Source organism: Negativibacillus massiliensis (assembly GCF_900148495.1).
In the GTDB taxonomy this organism is placed as follows: Bacteria; Bacillota; Clostridia; order Oscillospirales; family Ruminococcaceae; genus Negativibacillus; species Negativibacillus massiliensis.
On record NZ_FTRU01000008.1, the window covers coordinates 688779 to 706391 of the forward strand.

At 44.3% G+C, this 17613-nt stretch carries 16 protein-coding genes; 10 read left to right on the forward strand and 6 right to left on the reverse strand.

All coding sequences use genetic code 11. The features are described from left to right. The 6 genes from BQ5375_RS09275 to BQ5375_RS09300 all read left to right on the forward strand — a co-directional run bounded on the left by BQ5375_RS09275 (position 1) and on the right by BQ5375_RS09300 (position 8328). Complete coding sequence (locus BQ5375_RS09275; RefSeq protein WP_076917757.1) at positions 1-3594, forward strand: DNA polymerase III subunit alpha; 3594 nt, start codon at positions 1-3, stop codon at positions 3592-3594. A gap of 265 nt (positions 3595-3859) precedes the next feature. Further along, positions 3860-4837 (forward strand): 6-phosphofructokinase, encoded by a 978-nt coding sequence (gene pfkA, locus BQ5375_RS09280; protein WP_022132614.1) that lies wholly within the window; start codon positions 3860-3862, stop codon positions 4835-4837. Positions 4838-4861: 24 nt separating this feature from the next. Further along, positions 4862-5350: a CYTH domain-containing protein gene (locus tag BQ5375_RS09285; RefSeq protein ID WP_022132615.1), complete on the forward strand. Its 489-nt coding sequence runs from the start codon at positions 4862-4864 to the stop codon at positions 5348-5350. 197 nt (positions 5351-5547) lie between these two features. Further along, entirely contained in the window at positions 5548-6174 is a 627-nt protein-coding gene (locus tag BQ5375_RS09290) for a formate/nitrite transporter family protein (protein WP_022132616.1), read from the forward strand. A gap of 219 nt (positions 6175-6393) precedes the next feature. Continuing rightward, positions 6394-7581 (forward strand): CD0519/CD1768 family membrane protein, encoded by a 1188-nt coding sequence (locus tag BQ5375_RS09295; RefSeq protein WP_022132617.1) that lies wholly within the window; start codon positions 6394-6396, stop codon positions 7579-7581. Between the two features lie 75 nt (positions 7582-7656). After that, a complete protein-coding gene (locus tag BQ5375_RS09300; RefSeq protein ID WP_022132618.1) occupies positions 7657-8328 on the forward strand; it encodes a stage II sporulation protein M in 672 nt (223 codons plus the stop codon). A gap of 67 nt (positions 8329-8395) precedes the next feature. Here BQ5375_RS09300 and yedF read toward each other — a convergent pair whose 3' ends face one another. Continuing rightward, positions 8396-8980: a sulfurtransferase-like selenium metabolism protein YedF gene (gene yedF / locus BQ5375_RS09305; RefSeq protein ID WP_022132619.1), complete on the reverse strand. Its 585-nt coding sequence runs from the start codon at positions 8978-8980 to the stop codon at positions 8396-8398. Between the two features lie 272 nt (positions 8981-9252). Between yedF and BQ5375_RS09310 the strand changes: the two genes are divergently transcribed. After that, entirely contained in the window at positions 9253-9822 is a 570-nt protein-coding gene (locus tag BQ5375_RS09310) for a DUF4358 domain-containing protein (RefSeq protein ID WP_022132620.1), read from the forward strand. A 48-nt stretch (positions 9823-9870) separates the two neighbouring features. Here the strand turns inward: BQ5375_RS09310 and BQ5375_RS09315 are convergent, their stop codons facing one another. The 5 genes from BQ5375_RS09315 to BQ5375_RS09335 form a co-directional block, all read right to left on the reverse strand. Continuing rightward, entirely contained in the window at positions 9871-10368 is a 498-nt protein-coding gene (locus BQ5375_RS09315; protein ID WP_022132621.1) for a GNAT family N-acetyltransferase, read from the reverse strand. Between the two features lie 2 nt (positions 10369-10370). Then, the gene (locus BQ5375_RS09320) at positions 10371-10649 is read right to left on the reverse strand and encodes a DUF6809 family protein (RefSeq protein WP_022132622.1); all 279 of its coding nucleotides are present in this window, start codon (positions 10647-10649) and stop codon (positions 10371-10373) included. A gap of 742 nt (positions 10650-11391) precedes the next feature. Then, a complete protein-coding gene (locus BQ5375_RS09325; protein WP_022132024.1) occupies positions 11392-12180 on the reverse strand; it encodes a class I SAM-dependent methyltransferase in 789 nt (262 codons plus the stop codon). 334 nt (positions 12181-12514) lie between these two features. Then, complete coding sequence (locus tag BQ5375_RS09330; protein WP_022132026.1) at positions 12515-12862, reverse strand: hypothetical protein; 348 nt, start codon at positions 12860-12862, stop codon at positions 12515-12517. Positions 12863-12881: 19 nt separating this feature from the next. Beyond that, a complete protein-coding gene (locus BQ5375_RS09335; RefSeq protein ID WP_022132027.1) occupies positions 12882-14105 on the reverse strand; it encodes a DUF1576 domain-containing protein in 1224 nt (407 codons plus the stop codon). A gap of 282 nt (positions 14106-14387) precedes the next feature. Here BQ5375_RS09335 and BQ5375_RS09340 point away from each other — a divergent pair, with 282 nt between their 5' ends. The 3 genes from BQ5375_RS09340 to BQ5375_RS09350 all read left to right on the forward strand — a co-directional run bounded on the left by BQ5375_RS09340 (position 14388) and on the right by BQ5375_RS09350 (position 17526). Next, positions 14388-15026, forward strand: coding sequence for a sporulation protein YunB (locus BQ5375_RS09340; protein ID WP_159438029.1), 639 nt, complete (start codon positions 14388-14390; stop codon positions 15024-15026). A 152-nt stretch (positions 15027-15178) separates the two neighbouring features. Continuing rightward, complete coding sequence (locus tag BQ5375_RS09345; RefSeq protein ID WP_022132029.1) at positions 15179-15829, forward strand: DUF4358 domain-containing protein; 651 nt, start codon at positions 15179-15181, stop codon at positions 15827-15829. A gap of 107 nt (positions 15830-15936) precedes the next feature. Next, positions 15937-17526 (forward strand): potassium/proton antiporter, encoded by a 1590-nt coding sequence (locus BQ5375_RS09350; protein ID WP_076917758.1) that lies wholly within the window; start codon positions 15937-15939, stop codon positions 17524-17526. Positions 17527-17613: the final 87 nt, after the last annotated feature.

Genomic DNA, 17613 nt, shown 5'->3' on the forward strand with positions numbered 1-17613 from the left:
ATGGAAGATCATTTTGTTCATCTGCACGTTCACAGTGAATACAGCCTTCTGGATGGCGCGTGCCGCATCAAACAGCTGGTACAGCGTGCCAAAGAGCTTGGACAGAGTGCGATAGCGGTGACCGACCATGGGGTAATGTACGGTGCCATCGACTTTTACAAAGAGGCAAAAGCCAATGGAATCAAGCCGATTATCGGCTGTGAAGTCTATGTTGCGCCAAGAACCCGTTTTGATAAGGTGATGGGTTTTGACAATGCGCCATATCACCTGGTTTTGCTGTGTGAAAATCAGACCGGCTACCAAAACCTGATCAAGATGGTCTCCCGCAGCTTCACCGAAGGTTTTTATTTTAAGCCACGTATCGACCGCGAACTGCTCCGGCAGCATTCTGAAGGCTTGATTGCGCTGTCTGCCTGCCTTGCAGGTGAGGTGCCAAGGGCACTGAATCAAAACGATTATGCACAGGCAAAGGAAGCAGCACAGTTTTATCTGGATGTGTTCGGCAAGGACCGCTACTTTATTGAGATACAAAATCATGGCATTGCCGAGCAGCAGAAGATTATTCCGGATCTTGTGCGCCTTTCCCGGGAGCTGGGAGTGGGTCTGGTTGCGACCAACGACTGCCATTATCTGAAGAAAGAGGACAGCTCTACCCAGAAAATCCTGATCTGTATCCAGACAAACCATACCTTGCAGGAAGATAACGGGATGGAGTTTGAAACAGAGGAGTTCTACGTAAAATCCCGTCAGGAAATGCACGACGCTATGCGGGAGTGTATCGGGGACGAAGCAGTTATCAATGAAGCGCTGGATAATACCGAAAAGATTGCAGAGCGCTGTCAGGTGGAATTTACCTTCGGACATCATATTCTCCCAAGGTTTGAGGTGCCGGACAATAAGGACAACGCTGCCTTTTTCAGAGAAAAATGCTATGAAGGATTTTACCGCAACTATGGGGAAAATCCTCCGCAGGAATACCGGGATCGTCTGGAATATGAGCTTTCGGTCATCGAAAAGATGGGCTATGTCGACTACTATCTGATTGTTTGGGACTTCATCGACTATGCAAAACGAAATGGAATTCCGGTCGGTCCGGGACGTGGTTCCGGTGCAGGCAGTATTGCGGCTTACTGTATCGGTATCACCGGCATCGACCCGATGAAATACCATCTGTTGTTTGAGCGATTCTTAAATCCAGAACGTGTCAGCATGCCGGACTTTGATATTGACTTCTGTTATGAACGTCGTGAGGAAGTTATCGATTATGTTATCCGCAAATATGGCAAGGAGAGGGTAGCGCAGATCATTACCTTTGGTACGATGGCAGCCCGCGGCGGTGTGCGCGATGTCGGCAGGGTGCTGGGAATGGATTATCAGCAGGTGGACAAGGTGGCAAAAGCCATTCCGATGGAACTGCACATGACCATTGCCAAGGCTCTGGAACGCTCCCCAGACCTGAAAGTGATGTATGAAAGTGATCCACAGGTCAAGGAGCTGATCGATCAGGCATCCAAGATTGAGGGTATGCCACGGCATGCCTCGACCCATGCGGCAGGCGTTGTAATCGCGAGGGATGCGGTTGAAACCTATGTACCGCTTGCAAAGAACGATGAGGCCATTGTGACCCAGTACACCATGACCACGCTGGAAGAGCTGGGACTACTCAAAATGGACTTTCTGGGGCTTCGTAACCTGACCGTTATCAGTGATGCGGAAAAGATGATCCGCAAGGAAGAACCAGACTTTGATATTGAAAAAGTTTCCCTTTCTGACCCGCAGACTTTTGAAATGATGTCCAAAGGTCAGGCAAAAGGTGTATTCCAGTTTGAGTCGGGCGGAATGCGTCAGGTGCTGACCCAGTTAAAACCGGAATCAGTCGAGGATTTGATTGCGGTTATCTCGCTGTATCGTCCGGGTCCGATGGATTCCATCCCGAAATATATCAAGAACCGCCACAACCCGCAGGAGATTACCTATAAGACCCCACTGCTCAAGGATATTCTGGATGTTACCTACGGATGTATCGTTTATCAGGAACAGGTTATGCAGATCTGCCGCAAGCTGGCAGGATACTCCTATGGACGAGCTGACCTTGTGCGCCGCGCTATGGCGAAGAAAAAGCACGATGTCATGGAAAAGGAACGGCAGAACTTTATCTGGGGAGCCAAAAAAGAGGATGGCTCGGTTGACTGTGTGGGCTGTGTGGCAAATGGTGTCAGTGAACAGGTAGCAAACGAAATTTTCGATGAGATGAGCTCGTTTGCATCCTACGCATTCAATAAGTCGCACGCAGCAGCCTATGCGATTGTTGCTTACCGCACCGCATACCTAAAAGCACACTATCCAAAAGAATACATGGCAGCGCTTTTGACCAGTATCCTGGATAATACTGATAAGATGCTCGGCTACCTCAAGGAATGCGAGCTGATGAAAATAAAAATCCTTCCTCCAGACATCAACCGCAGCAATACTGGATTTATTGTAGAAGACGGATGCATCCGCTTTGGATTTTTGGGCGTTAAAAATCTGGGCAAGGGTGTCATGGAAGCTCTGGTTAAGGAACGAGAGGAAAACGGTCCGTTTAGCGACCTGGATGACCTGTGCGAAAGAATGTATGGACAGGAATTAAACAAGCGCGCGATTGAGAGCTTAATCAAGTGCGGGGCTCTGGACAGCTTTGGACACAATCGCCGGGAAATGCTGGAAGGATATACTGCGCTGATCAGTGATATTGATGACCGCCACAAAAATAATCTGGAAGGTCAGCTGAACCTGTTTGATACACCGGAACTGTCCAGCAGCAGACAGGGATTTTCTCTGCCAAAACTGGAAGAATATATGCCGGAATTAAAACTTGCAATGGAAAAAGAGGTCACCGGACTGTATGTTTCCGGACATCCGCTTGCACAGTACCGGAGCATGGCGGAACAGCTGGAAACGGTGGAACTGGAAGACCTGATGACGGTGGATGAAGATGCAGACCTTCTGCTGGGGGATCAGCAGTATCATGACGGCGATATCGTCAAGGTTTTGTGTATCGTGACCGGTAAAAAAACAAAGATTTTAAAGCGCAGAGGTTACATGGCCTTTGTTAATATTGAAGATACCAGCGGTTCAATGGAAATGCTGGTATTTCCGCAGACTTATGATCAGTACCGATATCTGATTGAAGAAAATCAGGTCCTCTATATTGAGGGAAGGCTTACTGTCCGCGAAGAGGAAGAGACCAAACTGGTCTGCCGGATGGTTGCTCGACCACAGGATGTTCTGGGACAGCCGGAAGGTTTTATTGGAAACAATCTTCCGAAAAAGCCGCGTATGGATGGAAAAACACAAATTCGCAAGAAGACCGGAAAACGTCCGGGATTGTATCTGAGAGTGCCATCCAAAGAAAGTCGTGAATTTGTAAAGGCACAGCAGTATCTTGAAATTTTTGAAGGAGAAACGCCGGTTTATTTCTTTTTCCTGGACAGCAAAAAGCTGGTGTGTGCACCGCAAAGATTGTGGATCAGCTTTAATCGTCCGCTGTATGCCCAACTGGGGGTTATTCTGGGAGAGGAAAATGTAGCGGTTGTTGTCCCGGAAAAGCAGTAAATAAGCCAAAATCCTGGGAATTGTACAAAGAATCTTGAAATTGCATGATAAAAGTAATATTTTTATGCATGATTTCTTTGAGGAAGACTTGTTTGTGAAGACTAAATGTTTTATAATTAACAATGTTGGAATCAATAGGGAAATATGAATTTCGAAAAAAGGATGGAATTCATATTCTGCAGGATTTTTGTGCAGAAGAGGGAGTATTCGGGAAAAATGCCTGACGGCTTTCTGTGTAATACCCTTGAGAGAATGGAGGATTTTTATGAACGAGAAAAACCAGAAGGTAATTGGTGTACTCACCAGCGGCGGTGACGCACCGGGAATGAACGCAGCAGTAAGAGCGGTTGTCAGATCTGCTATCAAAAAGAATATGCAGGTTATGGGTGTACGTCGCGGATACAACGGTCTGATCAACGGCGACATGTCCGAAATGAACATCCGTTCGGTATCTAATGTACTTCATCGCGGCGGTACCATGCTTCTGACCGCACGCTGCAATGAGTTCAAAACCGAAGAGGGTCAGAATCAGGCAGTTGAAGTCTGCAAACAGATGGGTATTGACGGTATGGTTATCATCGGCGGTGACGGCTCTTTCATGGGTGCACGTGCCCTCTCCTTAAAGGGTATTCCATGTATCGGTATCCCAGGTACCATCGACAATGATATTGCCTGCACCGATTATACCATTGGTTTTGATACCGCACTCAATACCGCTGTAGAGGCAATCGACCGTCTGCGCGATACTTCTGAGTCTCATGACCGCTGCTCGGTTGTTGAAGTTATGGGACACGGCGCAGGACATCTTGCTTTGTATGCAAGCGTTGCTTGTGGTGGTACTGCATGCTGGGTCAATGAGATTGGCTTTGATGTAGACCGCGATGTTATTGAGAAAATCAATTCCAGCATCCGTACCGGTAAACATAACTTTATCGTAATTGTATCGGAAGGAATTACCGATGTACATCACCTTGCTAGATACATCGAAGAAAAAACCGGCGTAGAATCCCGTGCAACTGTACTGGGACACATTCAGCGCGGCGGAACACCAACAGCAAGAGACCGAATCATTGCTAGCCAGATGGGCTGCTATGCGGTTGACCTGCTGGAACAGGGTATCGGCAACCGCGTTGTCATCCAGAAAAACGCAAAGATTATCGACTACGATATTCTGGAAGCACTGACCATGAAAAAAGGACTGGATCGTGGACTGCTGGAAGTAAATCAGATCATCAATATCTAGTCAAAAAAGGAAGGAAGCAAAAATATGGAGATTGAGCGCAAATTTTTAATCGACTGGGAAGAGATCAATAACCTGAATTTGCCCCTGGTAAAACAGGCAGAGAGCTGGCAGGGATATTTGAGTGCTGCTACTCCGGTGGTTCGAATCCGCAAACGCGATTTCACCGATGGACACACCGACTATATTCTGTGCATCAAAGGCAAAGGCAAACTTGCACGTCAGGAAATTGAAAAAGAACTGACCAAAGATGAATTTGAAGCGCTGGAGTCTCTGCTTCCAATTCCAATGCTGCACAAAGATTACCGTGTTTTTGCACTGGAAGACGGTCATCAACTGGAATGTAACCTGGTGGACGGCAAATTTGCCTATGCTGAGGTGGAATTTGACAGCATCGAAGAAGCAAAAGCTTTTGTGATGCCCCAGTTTTTACATAAAGATGTGACTGAGGACCCATATTATTCCATGTCGGGATATTGGAAGAGAAAACAGATCACGGTTTCTTTTGAGCTGTAATAAAATAAACTGCAAAAAGAGGTATGAGCAAAATATCATACCTCTTTTTTATTTGTTTTTGCGACAGTTTTCTGAATTTATGCCAAGATGGTTGCATCAGTAACGGGAATTTGTTAAGATAAAGTTATCAATTGCGGTCGAATATTATTTGAAAAACCGCAGGACTTATTTTATTTTGACGAAAGAGAGGAATTGTGATGATTACAAAAGAATCATGGCTGAAGTCCATCCTGGCAGGACTGTTTATCGGAATCGGAGGAATTGCCTATCTGAGTGTGGAGAACAAGGTGGTAGGTGCCGCGCTGTTTGCAGTAGGCCTGTTTACCATTTGTACGCTGGGATATAACCTCTATACAGGAAAGCTGTGCTATATTCTGGACAGTGACAAAAAAGGAAGCTACCTTGTTTGGTTAATACAGATCTGGGTTGGCAATCTGATTGGAACAGCGATTGCAGGTTATGGAATGCGATTAACCAGAAGTGGAGCCGCTCTGGCAGAAAAAGCGCAGACATTGTGTGACACCAAGCTGAATGATTCAGTGTGGAGTATTTTTATTTTGGCGATTTTCTGCAATCTGCTGATTTATATTGCAGTGGAAAACTATAAGAACAATCCGCATCCTCTGGGAAAGTATATGGGAATTATGATGGGTGTGATTGTGTTTATTGTAGCGGGATTTGAGCATTGCGTAGCCAATATGTTCTATTTCTCGGTCGCAAATGCATGGAGTCTTCACACCTGTCTGTATCTTCTGATTATGACATTGGGAAATTTAGTGGGAGGAGTGCTGCCGGAACTTGCTAAAAAATGCTGGCAGAAATAAAGAAAAAAGCGCATCTTTTGATGTGCTTTTTTTATGCCAAAATGCTGAAATTTCATCCTTAAAAATCTCTGTTTTGCATGGTGAAAAAATATTGTGATTTTTAAGTTTTAATGATATTATATAAATAATTTAATCACAATGTAATAAATTGGGCGAAGCATACATTTGAAAATGAAAATTTGCTCAATTTAAATAAAAAAGAATTTAGGAGGAATGAAAATGAGTGCAGAAGTTAAGACGACAGGAAAGGAAACTCCAAAATACCGTGAAGTAAAAGCAATTTCAAAAGAAACTTTTGTTGTATTGGCAGCCTTTATTCTGCTGTTTGGCTATCTGGGCTATGTGATGGGATTTGACAAAGTATTCAGCATTGCAATGAAAACGGGCTTTGATGTTTTGATCAATACCTCGTTTTACATCATGGCAGTAGCAATTTTGGCCGGTGCCTGCGCGGGACTCATGTCAGAATTTGGTATTATTGCGTTGATTAATCGCATTATTTCTCCTATTATGCGTCCTCTTTTTGGGCTTCCGGGTGCAGCAGCTTTGGGTGCAGTGACAACCTATATTTCGGATAACCCTGCAATTTTGTCTCTGGCTGAAGATGAAGGTTTTGATAAATACTTTACACAGGCAGAAAAAGCTACCTATGTAAACCTTGGTACTACTTTTGGTATGGGCCTGATTGTAACAGCATATATGCTTAGCCTTGGTTCGGAATATTTCACCGCTGTTCTGGTTGGCAATATTGGAGCGATCATCGGTGGTATTGCATCTGTTCGAGTCATGCTGCGTATTGCTAAAAAGTATTATCATGAGGACAAACATTACCATATCGAAACTGGTGGAAAAAATATCATGGAAACCAGAAAGATTCGGAACGGTGGCCGATTTGAACGTTTTATGTCTGCGATGATGGATGGCGCACGCTCTGGTGTTTCGCTGGGTTTGGCATGTGCATCTGGAACAGTTTTGATCTGTACACTGGTGATGATGCTTACCTTTGGCCCAGCTGGTGAAAATGGGGAATATCTGGGCGTAGCCTATGAAGGTGTCAAACTGCTTCCAACCATCGGTTCTTATTTTACCCCTATTGCAAATTTCCTGTGGGGTTTTGATGTGCCGGAATTGCTCGCATATCCATTTACCGCATTAGGCGCAGTTGGTTCGGCGATGGGTCTGACACAGGGATTTATCGATCAGGGAATTGCCACTGCAAATACTGTAGCGACCTTTACCGGTATGGGTATCTGCATGAGTGGATTTTTGAGCACCCACGTTGGTATGTTGGATACTCTTAAACAGGGACATTTTGTAAAACAGGCAATTGCTTGTCAGCTTTTGGGTGGTGTTGTTGCTGGCGTTGCAGCAAACTATCTGTATAAGCTGGTTGTTTTGGTATTTTAGAAAGTAGAAAAGAATAATAAAAGCTGTGCACGCATAACCATGTAATAAAAAGGACAGGCAAAGGAGCTGAAAAACATGGTTAGAGCAGTGCGAAACCTACCGGAAGGCGTGCGCTATCCCCGTAAAAAAGGATATGCCAAACGATATGTGCGCAGCGAATTTAGAAAGAACCGTCTGCAGCTTTTGCTGGGAATTGTATTTCTGCTGGGAATTGTAACAGGCTGTTCCATAGCAGGGCAGTCTGGAGAAGCTACCGGAAATGCAGTTATTACCACGCTGGGACAATATTTGACTTCAGCAGGTACCTACGGGGAGAGCGGAGAGTTTTTATCGAGAATGCTGAGTTCGTTTGGAGCGACCACTCTGATTTTGTTTTTCCTGTTTTTATGCGGGTTGGGTGCGGTATTTCAACCAGTAGTGCTATTGGTTTTGTTCCTGCGTGGTTTGGGACTTGGCGTTATGGGAGTCTATGCTTACAGCGCCGGTCAGGTAATGTGGTATCTGGCTGTCTTACTTCCGGAAGCAATCCTGACAAGCATTTTGATGATTGCAGCAGCAGGAGAAGCACTGCGGTTTTCAGTACGCTTTTTTGTGCAGCTTCTTCCGGAAGGTACAACCGAAAATATTCCGGCACCATCAGGAAATATTGGTGGTTATCTTCTGCGATTTTTAATTTTATATCTGTTAGGGGGAAGCATCGCGCTGCTTTCTGGTCTTTTGGGTGTGATTTTTTCTTCTTTGTTGTAACGGATTTTCAAAAACAAAAAAGAGAGAGCGAAAAGCTCTCTCTTTTTTTATCTTAATTTGCTTAAGCTTACAGGGTAATTACCTTGTCTGCCATGTGCATACGTTCGCTGATATCGTACATATTGGAAACAGTACCAATTTTGAGGTTATCAGCAATATTAAAGAATTTCAGGCAGGTTCCGCAAACCAGAATTTCGCTGCCTTTTTCCTGAAGAGTTTTCAGGTGTTCTACAACCTGATCGTTTTCTACCGGCAGTTTTACGCCGCTGTTCATGAAGAGGATGTATCTTGGTGCATCGTTGGATTCAGCAAGAGTATAGAAGAACATGGTCATCAGAGAATTGCCCAGTTCTTCCGAACCGTCACCGATGAAGTCTTTGCCAACAAAGAGTGCCCAGTTCTTTGGTTTATTGGATTCTTCACAAACAGGAGCAGCAGCACCGTCACCAACGAAGGTAACATGGAAGTTGCCGTCTTTTGTCTCCACACTTGCCTGATAGTTCTGACTTTCAGCAAGACGTTTTAAATTTTCTACTGCAACCTCATTGTCAACAGCAACAACGAAAGAGGTATTGCCTGCATCAATTTCTTTTTTTGCAAGGATAACTGGCATTGGGCAAGCTTTACCCAGAGCGTCTACAAACTGATTCATTTTCCATTTTCCTTTCTGATTATGGTCTATGTGATTCCTGAGTAAACAGAAAACATTTCCTTTTCTAAGTATACTATTCCTGACGGCTATTTGCAACGGTATTGATTTTTTCATAAGGAAAGGACAAGTTCATTGATTTTTTCGATGACAATTATTACGAAAATATGAATTAAAAAAAGGATGCAACAAATATCTCTTTCAGCTACACCTTTATTATGTCAGGGAAATGATCCCGTTAAAAAAGTAATGTAATAAGAAATGAGGAATAATTTATGAAAAAAGTTTTGACCCTTATCCTTGCAATTTCTCTTGCAGTCACTGCATTGGCAGCATGTGGTTCTCAGACAATCGGCAATTCTGATGGAGCTTCTACTTCACAGGAACAGATGCAGGAACCAGAACTTTCTGATATCGTACAGGCAGTAAAGGATGCTTACGGCGAAAACTACCTGCCATCCATGGAGATTACCGAAGACATGATGAGCGACATCTACGGTGTCAACATGGACAATGTAGATGAGTTTATTGCAGAAGCTCCGGCAATCAGCGCGCATGTGGATACCTTTATTGCAGTGAAAGCAAAAGAGGGAAAAGGCGAAGAGGTTGAGAAGGAACTTCAGGCTTATCTGGATTATGTAGTAGACAACTCGATCAACTATCCAATGAACGTTGCAAAGGTACAGTCGGCAAAAGTGGTTCGCTACGATGATTATGTATTCTATGTCATGCTGGGCGGCTACAACGACGAGAATCCAGATGCTACCGAAGAGGAAAATGTAAAATTTGCGCAGGATCAGATTCAGCTGGGTCTGGACACCATCGCATCCTTCTTCGAAAAATAAACACAAAGAACATAGAAAAAGGACGGCAGATAAGCCGTCCTTTTTTTATTACTCAGACAATATTTTGCGGTAACGTTTTCCTTTATCGGTAGTTTCATAAGCAACAAAGCCTGCGCTTTCAAAGCATTTTTGAGAACCGATATTATAATGATAGATTTCATCGACAAAAATCTGCGGATAGTGCAGTTCCTTTGCGCGTTTGATCAATGCACCAACGACGCGGCGACCGATTTTCTTGCCGCGAAGATTCTTTTCGCCGACCACGATAGGCATATCTTCTTGCCAGAAGGTGACATCTCCGATCGGGCGATAGGTATCACCATCTTTGATCTCGATGAAATAGAGTTCACCATGTTCATTCAAGTAGCGGTACATACGATCCAATTTTTCTCGATCATACGGTTGGTCGACACCATCGACGAGTTTTACCGTTTCAGGGTCCTGATACCAGTCAAAAGCAAAGTCATAATTTCCATCAAATTTACGCAGGCGAAGTTCCTCATCCACAACAAGGATATCCGGCTGAACAACTCCTGAAATAGGCATGATTAAAATCTCCCTTCCAGATACAGACATTCAAACATAATTTTTGCAGCGAGGCGAAAGCCATCTTCAAAGGCAGCTTCGCTTATTTTTTCTATGGTCAAGGTATAATCATCGACCACTCGGAGGAGAAGTTTTTTCTCCTGAGGGAAGAGGTGCTCTTTAAGCAGTCCCAGATTACTATGGATACGCTGTTGCTCCTCAGGGCAATGGTAATGCTCTTTCAGGGGAGAGGAGAGCAGTTGATACAGGCGGTTTTCCATAACAGTTCGGATGTCGGACATACGACATAAACCCTCTTTCTTTCTATTATAGCAAGTCGGACGTACGACGTCAAGGATGATGACGGTATTTGGTATTGTTTTACATCTAAATTTGGTGTGAAGTAAAGTTTTAGTTTTGTGGGCTCATGCCGCCCACACTGGCACTGACTTTTCTTTCACGAGAAAAGTCAGCAAAAGCGTGTGTAAGGGGCTTCCCCTTACATATCCCCTGGGGGAAGTTTCCCCCGCAGTAACCGCAAGCGGTCACGCTCCCCCTCTTATGTAGGGTGTTCATGGGGGAGTCGAGAGGGGGCAATGCCCCCTTTCCGCTGGAAATCCAAAAACCAGCAGGTTTTTGGTGAATCTTTGGGTACTTTCTTTTCACAAGAAAGTACCCGCGGGTGTGGGGTGCGTAACCCCACAGGCTGAGCCTGCACCCGATTTCGCGTCTTGGCATACTGTTAGGTTTTTGCTTTACCACGCGGAATGAGTTAAGAAGAAAAATGATTTTGTCAGTGTTATATATGGGTATAAAGTATAAAAACTCAAAACATCCTCCCAAAAGAGTGCAGAATTCGGCAACACCAGGACCCTTTTCTTATAAAGGAAAACTGTATGGACAGTTTCCCTGCTTGTTGCGCTATGCGACTAAAAAGATGGAAAATGCTGCCTTTATGGTGTAAGCATGCGATTCCTTTTTAAAGCGAATGGATACACTCGCAATCATCTATGATAGCAGTTCGTATATTTGTGTTTCTTTTCTCTATTCTTTTCTGAATATATCAAGTGTGTGATGAGAGTAACCAATCATATCTTGTCTTTCACAAGTTGCAAGATGATACTTTAGATATAAGTCATACATTCTGTCATCCATTTGATCTACGGTTTCTCTCATGTGATTTGTGTAGCCATCAGAAGCAATAAAGTGAAGCTGAGTAACGTTGAACTCCGAACGGAGCTTATCAATATCTTCCTTTCTGTATAACTCAAATATGTCCCACGGATTTGAGAAGCTATCAAATGTTTCTGTGTTGAGCTTACATTTTTCAATAATGTTGTAGATTTCGCCACGGATAAAACCGTATGACAAAATACTTGCATCACCCATACAATAAGCGGCAAAAATGATACCACCTTTTTTTGTGACTCGGATCGCTTCTGATAAGGCTTTTAACTGATCTTCTTTTGTGAATAAATGATACATTGGACCGAGCAGCAGAGTAATATCATAAGTATCGCTCTCAAAATCAGGCAAATCAATAGCATTCCCTTGCTTGATTGTTATAGGTTCGCCTTCAATGGTGTTTTGCTTGAAGATTTCGATATTATGCTCAACTAATTCGACTGCGTCCACTCGATAGCCTTTTTGTGCCAAAGCATGGCTATATCGACCTGTTCCTGCACCAATCTCTAAGACTCGCATATTTGGCTTGAGATACTTTTCAATATATTTCATAGTAGTGATATACTCCACCATGCCATGTTTTGAGATAAGACGTCCTTCTTCATCGTATGCCTCATAATAATTTGTTAAACGGTCTTTCGTTTCCATATCAAAACCTCCTAAAAAAAGTATAAAAAAACAGTGCAGGCTAAGAGTTACTCATAGCTTGCACTGCGTTTAGCTGAATCAGATTAGAAATATATACTCTAATTACTTAAAAAAGTGTACAGCAATGTAAGCCCGTTGTTCTGCCAATCATAAGCAGGGACTGCGGGCTGCATAACGACTACATTATTAAAATGGTCGATATGGTTTAACATTGCCTTACCTCCTAAATAATTAAAGAGATTGTACTCCTTTATTTTTTGGCTGTCAAGATATTTCTGTGAATTTACTCATTATGTGAGATTAACGTTTTCTGCACGCCTGTTATGCTGACTAATTAAAAGGCACGAAAAAGGTTGAGGGTTGCATAGCCCTCGCAAATCTCCACCTGTGCGGAATCAATCATCGCACCAATCAAAATCAGTTCGTTTTCGTCCTGAAAATCACCGCTGCCGTTTAATCCCCAGTAGCTTTCCTCAATCTCCGGAGCACGTCCGCGGGTCAGATTTTCTTCCAGATGCTCTACTGTGCGCTGCATTTTTATGTCAAAATTGCTCGCGAAAAAGATGTGGAATCCGTCTGGTTTCTGCTTTATCTTAACCACCATGTCGTTGGAGCCGACAGAGAAGAAAAAAGTTGTCAGCTCGTCAACAATAGTGGTGATTTTTTTTCTGGTAAATAGCATAGCTTCAATTCCTTTCTATTTAAAAATGATCTTTTCGTTTTTTGAATGTCTCGATGACAGGAACAATGATCAGGGCAAGGATACCTGCCGAAAAACCGTTGTTGTATAAGTTGAGACCACCATGAAGAATGCCGGTGTTTAAGGCCATGGAAGAATGTAAGAATCCGACCAGAACACCGTATTGCCAGCCAAACTGACCGCTGATTGGAGCAAGCGCTGTGCCAAACAGTGCAGCAAGCTGTACGCTTGGGTCGTAAATGTTCCATACCTTGACAAGCGAACCTAAGTATACGCCGCCGATGACAGGAACAACGTTTCGAAGATGTTTACCGAATGCACCAAAACCGATGATGGTGAGGATGCCGCCCATGGTTGCACCGTTGATAGTGCCGCCAGTAATCAGGATGTATGCCGAAGCAAAAATTCCCAAGGAGCCCATGTTGAACAGGGTGATCGGCAGACCGTCCAGAATGATGAAGTCCGCAACTAGACGACCGGAATGGCGGTAGATGCGGCGGATGGATTTTTTGTCATCCAGCATAAACCATCCTCCTGCCATTAAGCTTGCCGAAAGAAGGAAGATATATGCAATGACACGCGGATCATTTTCATAAGTCCAGATTAAACTGGAGGTTGTTTCGTAGCCAAACGACTTCATAACCGATACAATCAGCGTTCCAACCAGACCCGCAGCAAAACCGACGTTGTACAGATTGTAACCTTGGTGAACCCTCAGACAGTAGGTCGCAAGCGGGGGAAGGAGAAATCCAATCAAAGTTCCGCACAAAATGACTGCCAGCAATTTTTGTACCAGATTGCCTGACTCGAGCGCCACAACAGTAATTAGTGGAGAAAGCGCAGTGCCGTAAAGCGCTATGTAAACATATTTGGAGAAGTTTTCTTTCTGGTGTCTGGAAAACAGATAAACACCCAGAATGATCGGCCAGATGTTGGCGATATTTTTGCCGAACATCGAGAAACCAGCCATCAAAAAGACACAGGCAATGGTGGGACCGCTGATAGTTGCATGGCTTTTCTTAATAATGATAATGGAAGCTGACATAATAAGACCGGAGTTAAAGAAGGTCGCACCAAATCCGCCAACTTTGCTGTAATCGGTGATCAGTCCGTCCGGATGCAGGATGATTTTCCATACTCCCTGCGCAATGCCGATAGGCGTATCAAACAACAGGGAAAACAACATGGTGGCAATTGCAACCGTCCACAGAATTCGTTCAATCATTTGGGCAGTATTGCTTTTTTGTTGGTTAGGTTTCGGGTCTATGACATCCACTCCCCCTTCTGAAAATAAAGACGATAACTTTGCGCCCAGTCTTCCACATAGCGCAAGATATGTACTATAATTTTTATTCTAATATAAACAGGTGTCTTCCGTCAAGAGAAAGAGGTGTGTCCGAACAGAACAGAGAAAACTTTCTGGCGACATGCTGTTTTGTGGAGATTTTCTTTTGTGAAACATACAATAAAGCAGAAAAACAGGAAGGGGGAATGGTGGATGCGCAGGATGGGACGAAGCTTTTGGGATCGGCATTACCGGTTGATTGCATGGGGAATGTTGATTACCATTGCCTTTTTGCTGCTGCATGCGCTGGAACTTCGTGTTGCTCCGGTCTTGCTTTCTGCAGCCCAGGCACAAAGTAAAAATAAAATGGAACAGGTGATCAGCACACAGGTGCAGCAGCTGATGAGCGAAACAGAAGGGGAATTTATGCAGGTTGAGCGCGGAAGCGACGGACAGGTGTTTTCGGTGGGAATGGATGTTGTTCGCGCCAATATGCTCAAGGCACAGCTTTCGGAAAATCTTTCCCGAGAGTTTGCAAAACTTTCCCAGGAGGAACTCTCCATTCCAGTGGGTAGTTTGGTGGGAGGTGTTTTTCTGACCGGAAGAGGTCCGGAACTTTCCTTCCATCTGGAACCGTATGGTGCAGCACAGGTAAACTTTGTGCAGGAGTTTTCGCAGGCAGGGATTAACCAGACAGTTTATCGGGTGCAGCTTCGGGTACAGGCACAGATGATTTTGTATGCAGGAAATGATCAGATTGTCCCGGAAGTGGATACAACCTTTTTGCTGGAAGAACGAATGATTGCTGGAGAGGTACCGTCTGTTTATCCATGGGGTGTACAGAACACAAAAGCGACCTAAATAAAAAATGAAAATTTTTAACTTTTCTTCCAGACTTTGTTTTTGATGAAATGCGTTTTTTTCACATACAATAATATTGCGTCATTATTTCGCATTCCTTGTGCGGTAATGGCGCAGGAATTTTGACCGAAACAAAGCGAGGAATGATGATAATGAGAAGAATAACCGGACTTGCCCTTGCAGCAATGCTGATGGTATCGATGCTGGCAGGCTGTGGTGAAAACGGAACAGTAGACCAGAACAATACTACCGGTATGATTGAACAGGGCGCAAACGACATGAAGAATGATATGACAAAAGAAGCGCAGCGAGCAAAAGACAGCGCGGAAAATGGAATCAACTCGGTGGATGAAGCAATGCAGAACGAGGAAGGCATGATCATGGCAGCCGGAACAAGGATTCAGGATGTTGTGATGAAGCTGGGAGAAACATTTGGCATTACCATGCCGCAAAAACTGGATGAAACTGCCCTGAAGGATGTCTTTGGCATTGATCCGGCAAACATTGAGGAATATTATGGTGAATATTCTGCAGTGAATACCTCTGCGGACCATCTGATTGGCTTAAAGGTAAAGGATGGTAAGGTCGATGAGGTGCGCACTGCACTGGAAAACCGTAAGAACGAGATCGTTAAGAACTTTGAGGAATATCTGCCAGATCAGTACGAGAAGGCACAGGCAGGACGCATCATTCAAAAGGGTAACTACCTGTTTCTGGTTATTGGCGGAAACGCAGATGCCAAGGATGGATTTGACGGTGAGATGAACCGTGCAGAGGAAACCATCAACGGATACTTTAAATAAGATAACAAAGGTGTGGGAGATGCTCTCACACCTTTGTTGTTTGCAGGCAAAAGGAGGATATGCTATACTAAAATAAAACGCTTTAAACTGAAAAAGGAGGAACTGATTTGAACACAGCGCTTTTTTTGATGGGAACAGTGATCGTGATTTGCGTTTTGACGCACAAATTTACCAGCCACCTAAAGGTACCGTCCCTTTTGTTTTTTATTGGTTTGGGAATGTGTTTTGGTGAAAATGGAATTTTTCGAATCTCGTTTGATGATTATGCACTTTCCGAGATGATCTGTTCGGCCTGCTTGATTTTTGTTATGTTTTATGGTGGCTTTGGCACCAATATCAAGGAAGCAAAACCGGTAGCGGTTCAATCATTTCTTCTTTCCACACTGGGAGTGGTGCTGACCGCAGGAATGGTAGGAGTATTTGTACATATCGCACTGGGAGCCGGTTGGCTGGAAAGTATGCTGATCGGTTCGGTGGTATCTTCGACCGATGCTGCGTCGGTTTTTAATATTCTGCGTTCCAAAAAACTGAATCTGAAAGATAATACCGCATCATTGCTGGAGCTGGAATCCGGTTCTAATGACCCGATGTCCTATATGTTGACGGTAGTGATGGTCAGCCTGCTGAGCGGTCAGGAAATATCTGTTGGAATGTTGCTGCTCAAACAGATTGCGATTGGTGTTTTGTGCGGGCTTGTTTTGGGAAAGGTGACAGTATGGCTGTTAAACAACCTTTCCATCGAACTGGAGCAGGGGGAAACTATCCTGGTGTTTGCCGTTGCAACCCTTGCTTACACTCTGCCGGGACTGCTCGGGGGAAATGGATATTTGAGCGTTTACCTGTGCGGTATTTTGATGGGAAACTCCTATCTTCCGGGAAAACGGGATCTGGTACACTTTTTCGATGTGGTTACCGGTGTCTGCCAGATGATGATTTTCTTTCTGCTTGGTCTGCTGGTTACACCGGCAAAGCTGCCGCAGGTAATTCTGCCATCTTTGCTGATTATGCTGTTCATGACACTGATTGCACGTCCAATATCGGTGCTTGGTATTTTGCTTCCCTTCAAAGCCAGATTGGGACAGATCGGTCTGGTATCCTGGGCAGGGCTGAGAGGAGTGGCTTCCATCGTATTTGCTATCTTTGCGGTCATGCAAGGGGTATCTGCTCAGTATAATCTGTTTAATCTAGTGTTCTGTATCGTTCTGTTTTCGCTGTCTGTTCAGGGAGCGCTTCTGCCATGGATGTCCAAAAAGATGCGGATGATTGACGAAAAAGCGGACGTACTCAAAACCTTTACCGACTACAAGGAAGTAAACGATGTGAGCTTTGTAAAAATCTCGGTGCAGGAAGGCCATCGCTGGTGCAGAAAAAAGCTGTGGGAGATTGCCCTGCCAAACGACCTGCTGGTGGTCTTGATTATGCGGGGAGAAGAAAAGATTACGCCAAATGGGGACACCCAGATTCTTCCGGGAGATCTGCTTGTGATTGCCGCGCGGGAATTTGAAGACAGGGAAAACCTGACCCTGCGGGAGATTACAGTGGAAAATAACGACCGACTCAAAGGCAGGACCCTTTCAGAAATCAACCTCACACAAAAAGGACTGATTGTTATGATTGAGCGCGGCAAGCAGACGATTATTCCAAATGGAAACACCCGTATCGAGGAGGGGGATTTATTGGTAGTGGCAAAGTTTTAGCTGGTTTTGCAGGCAGGATATGTATGATATGCTACAGCCGTTTAAAAAATCCATTTCCTGTCTTGACCGGGACAAGACAGCTATGCT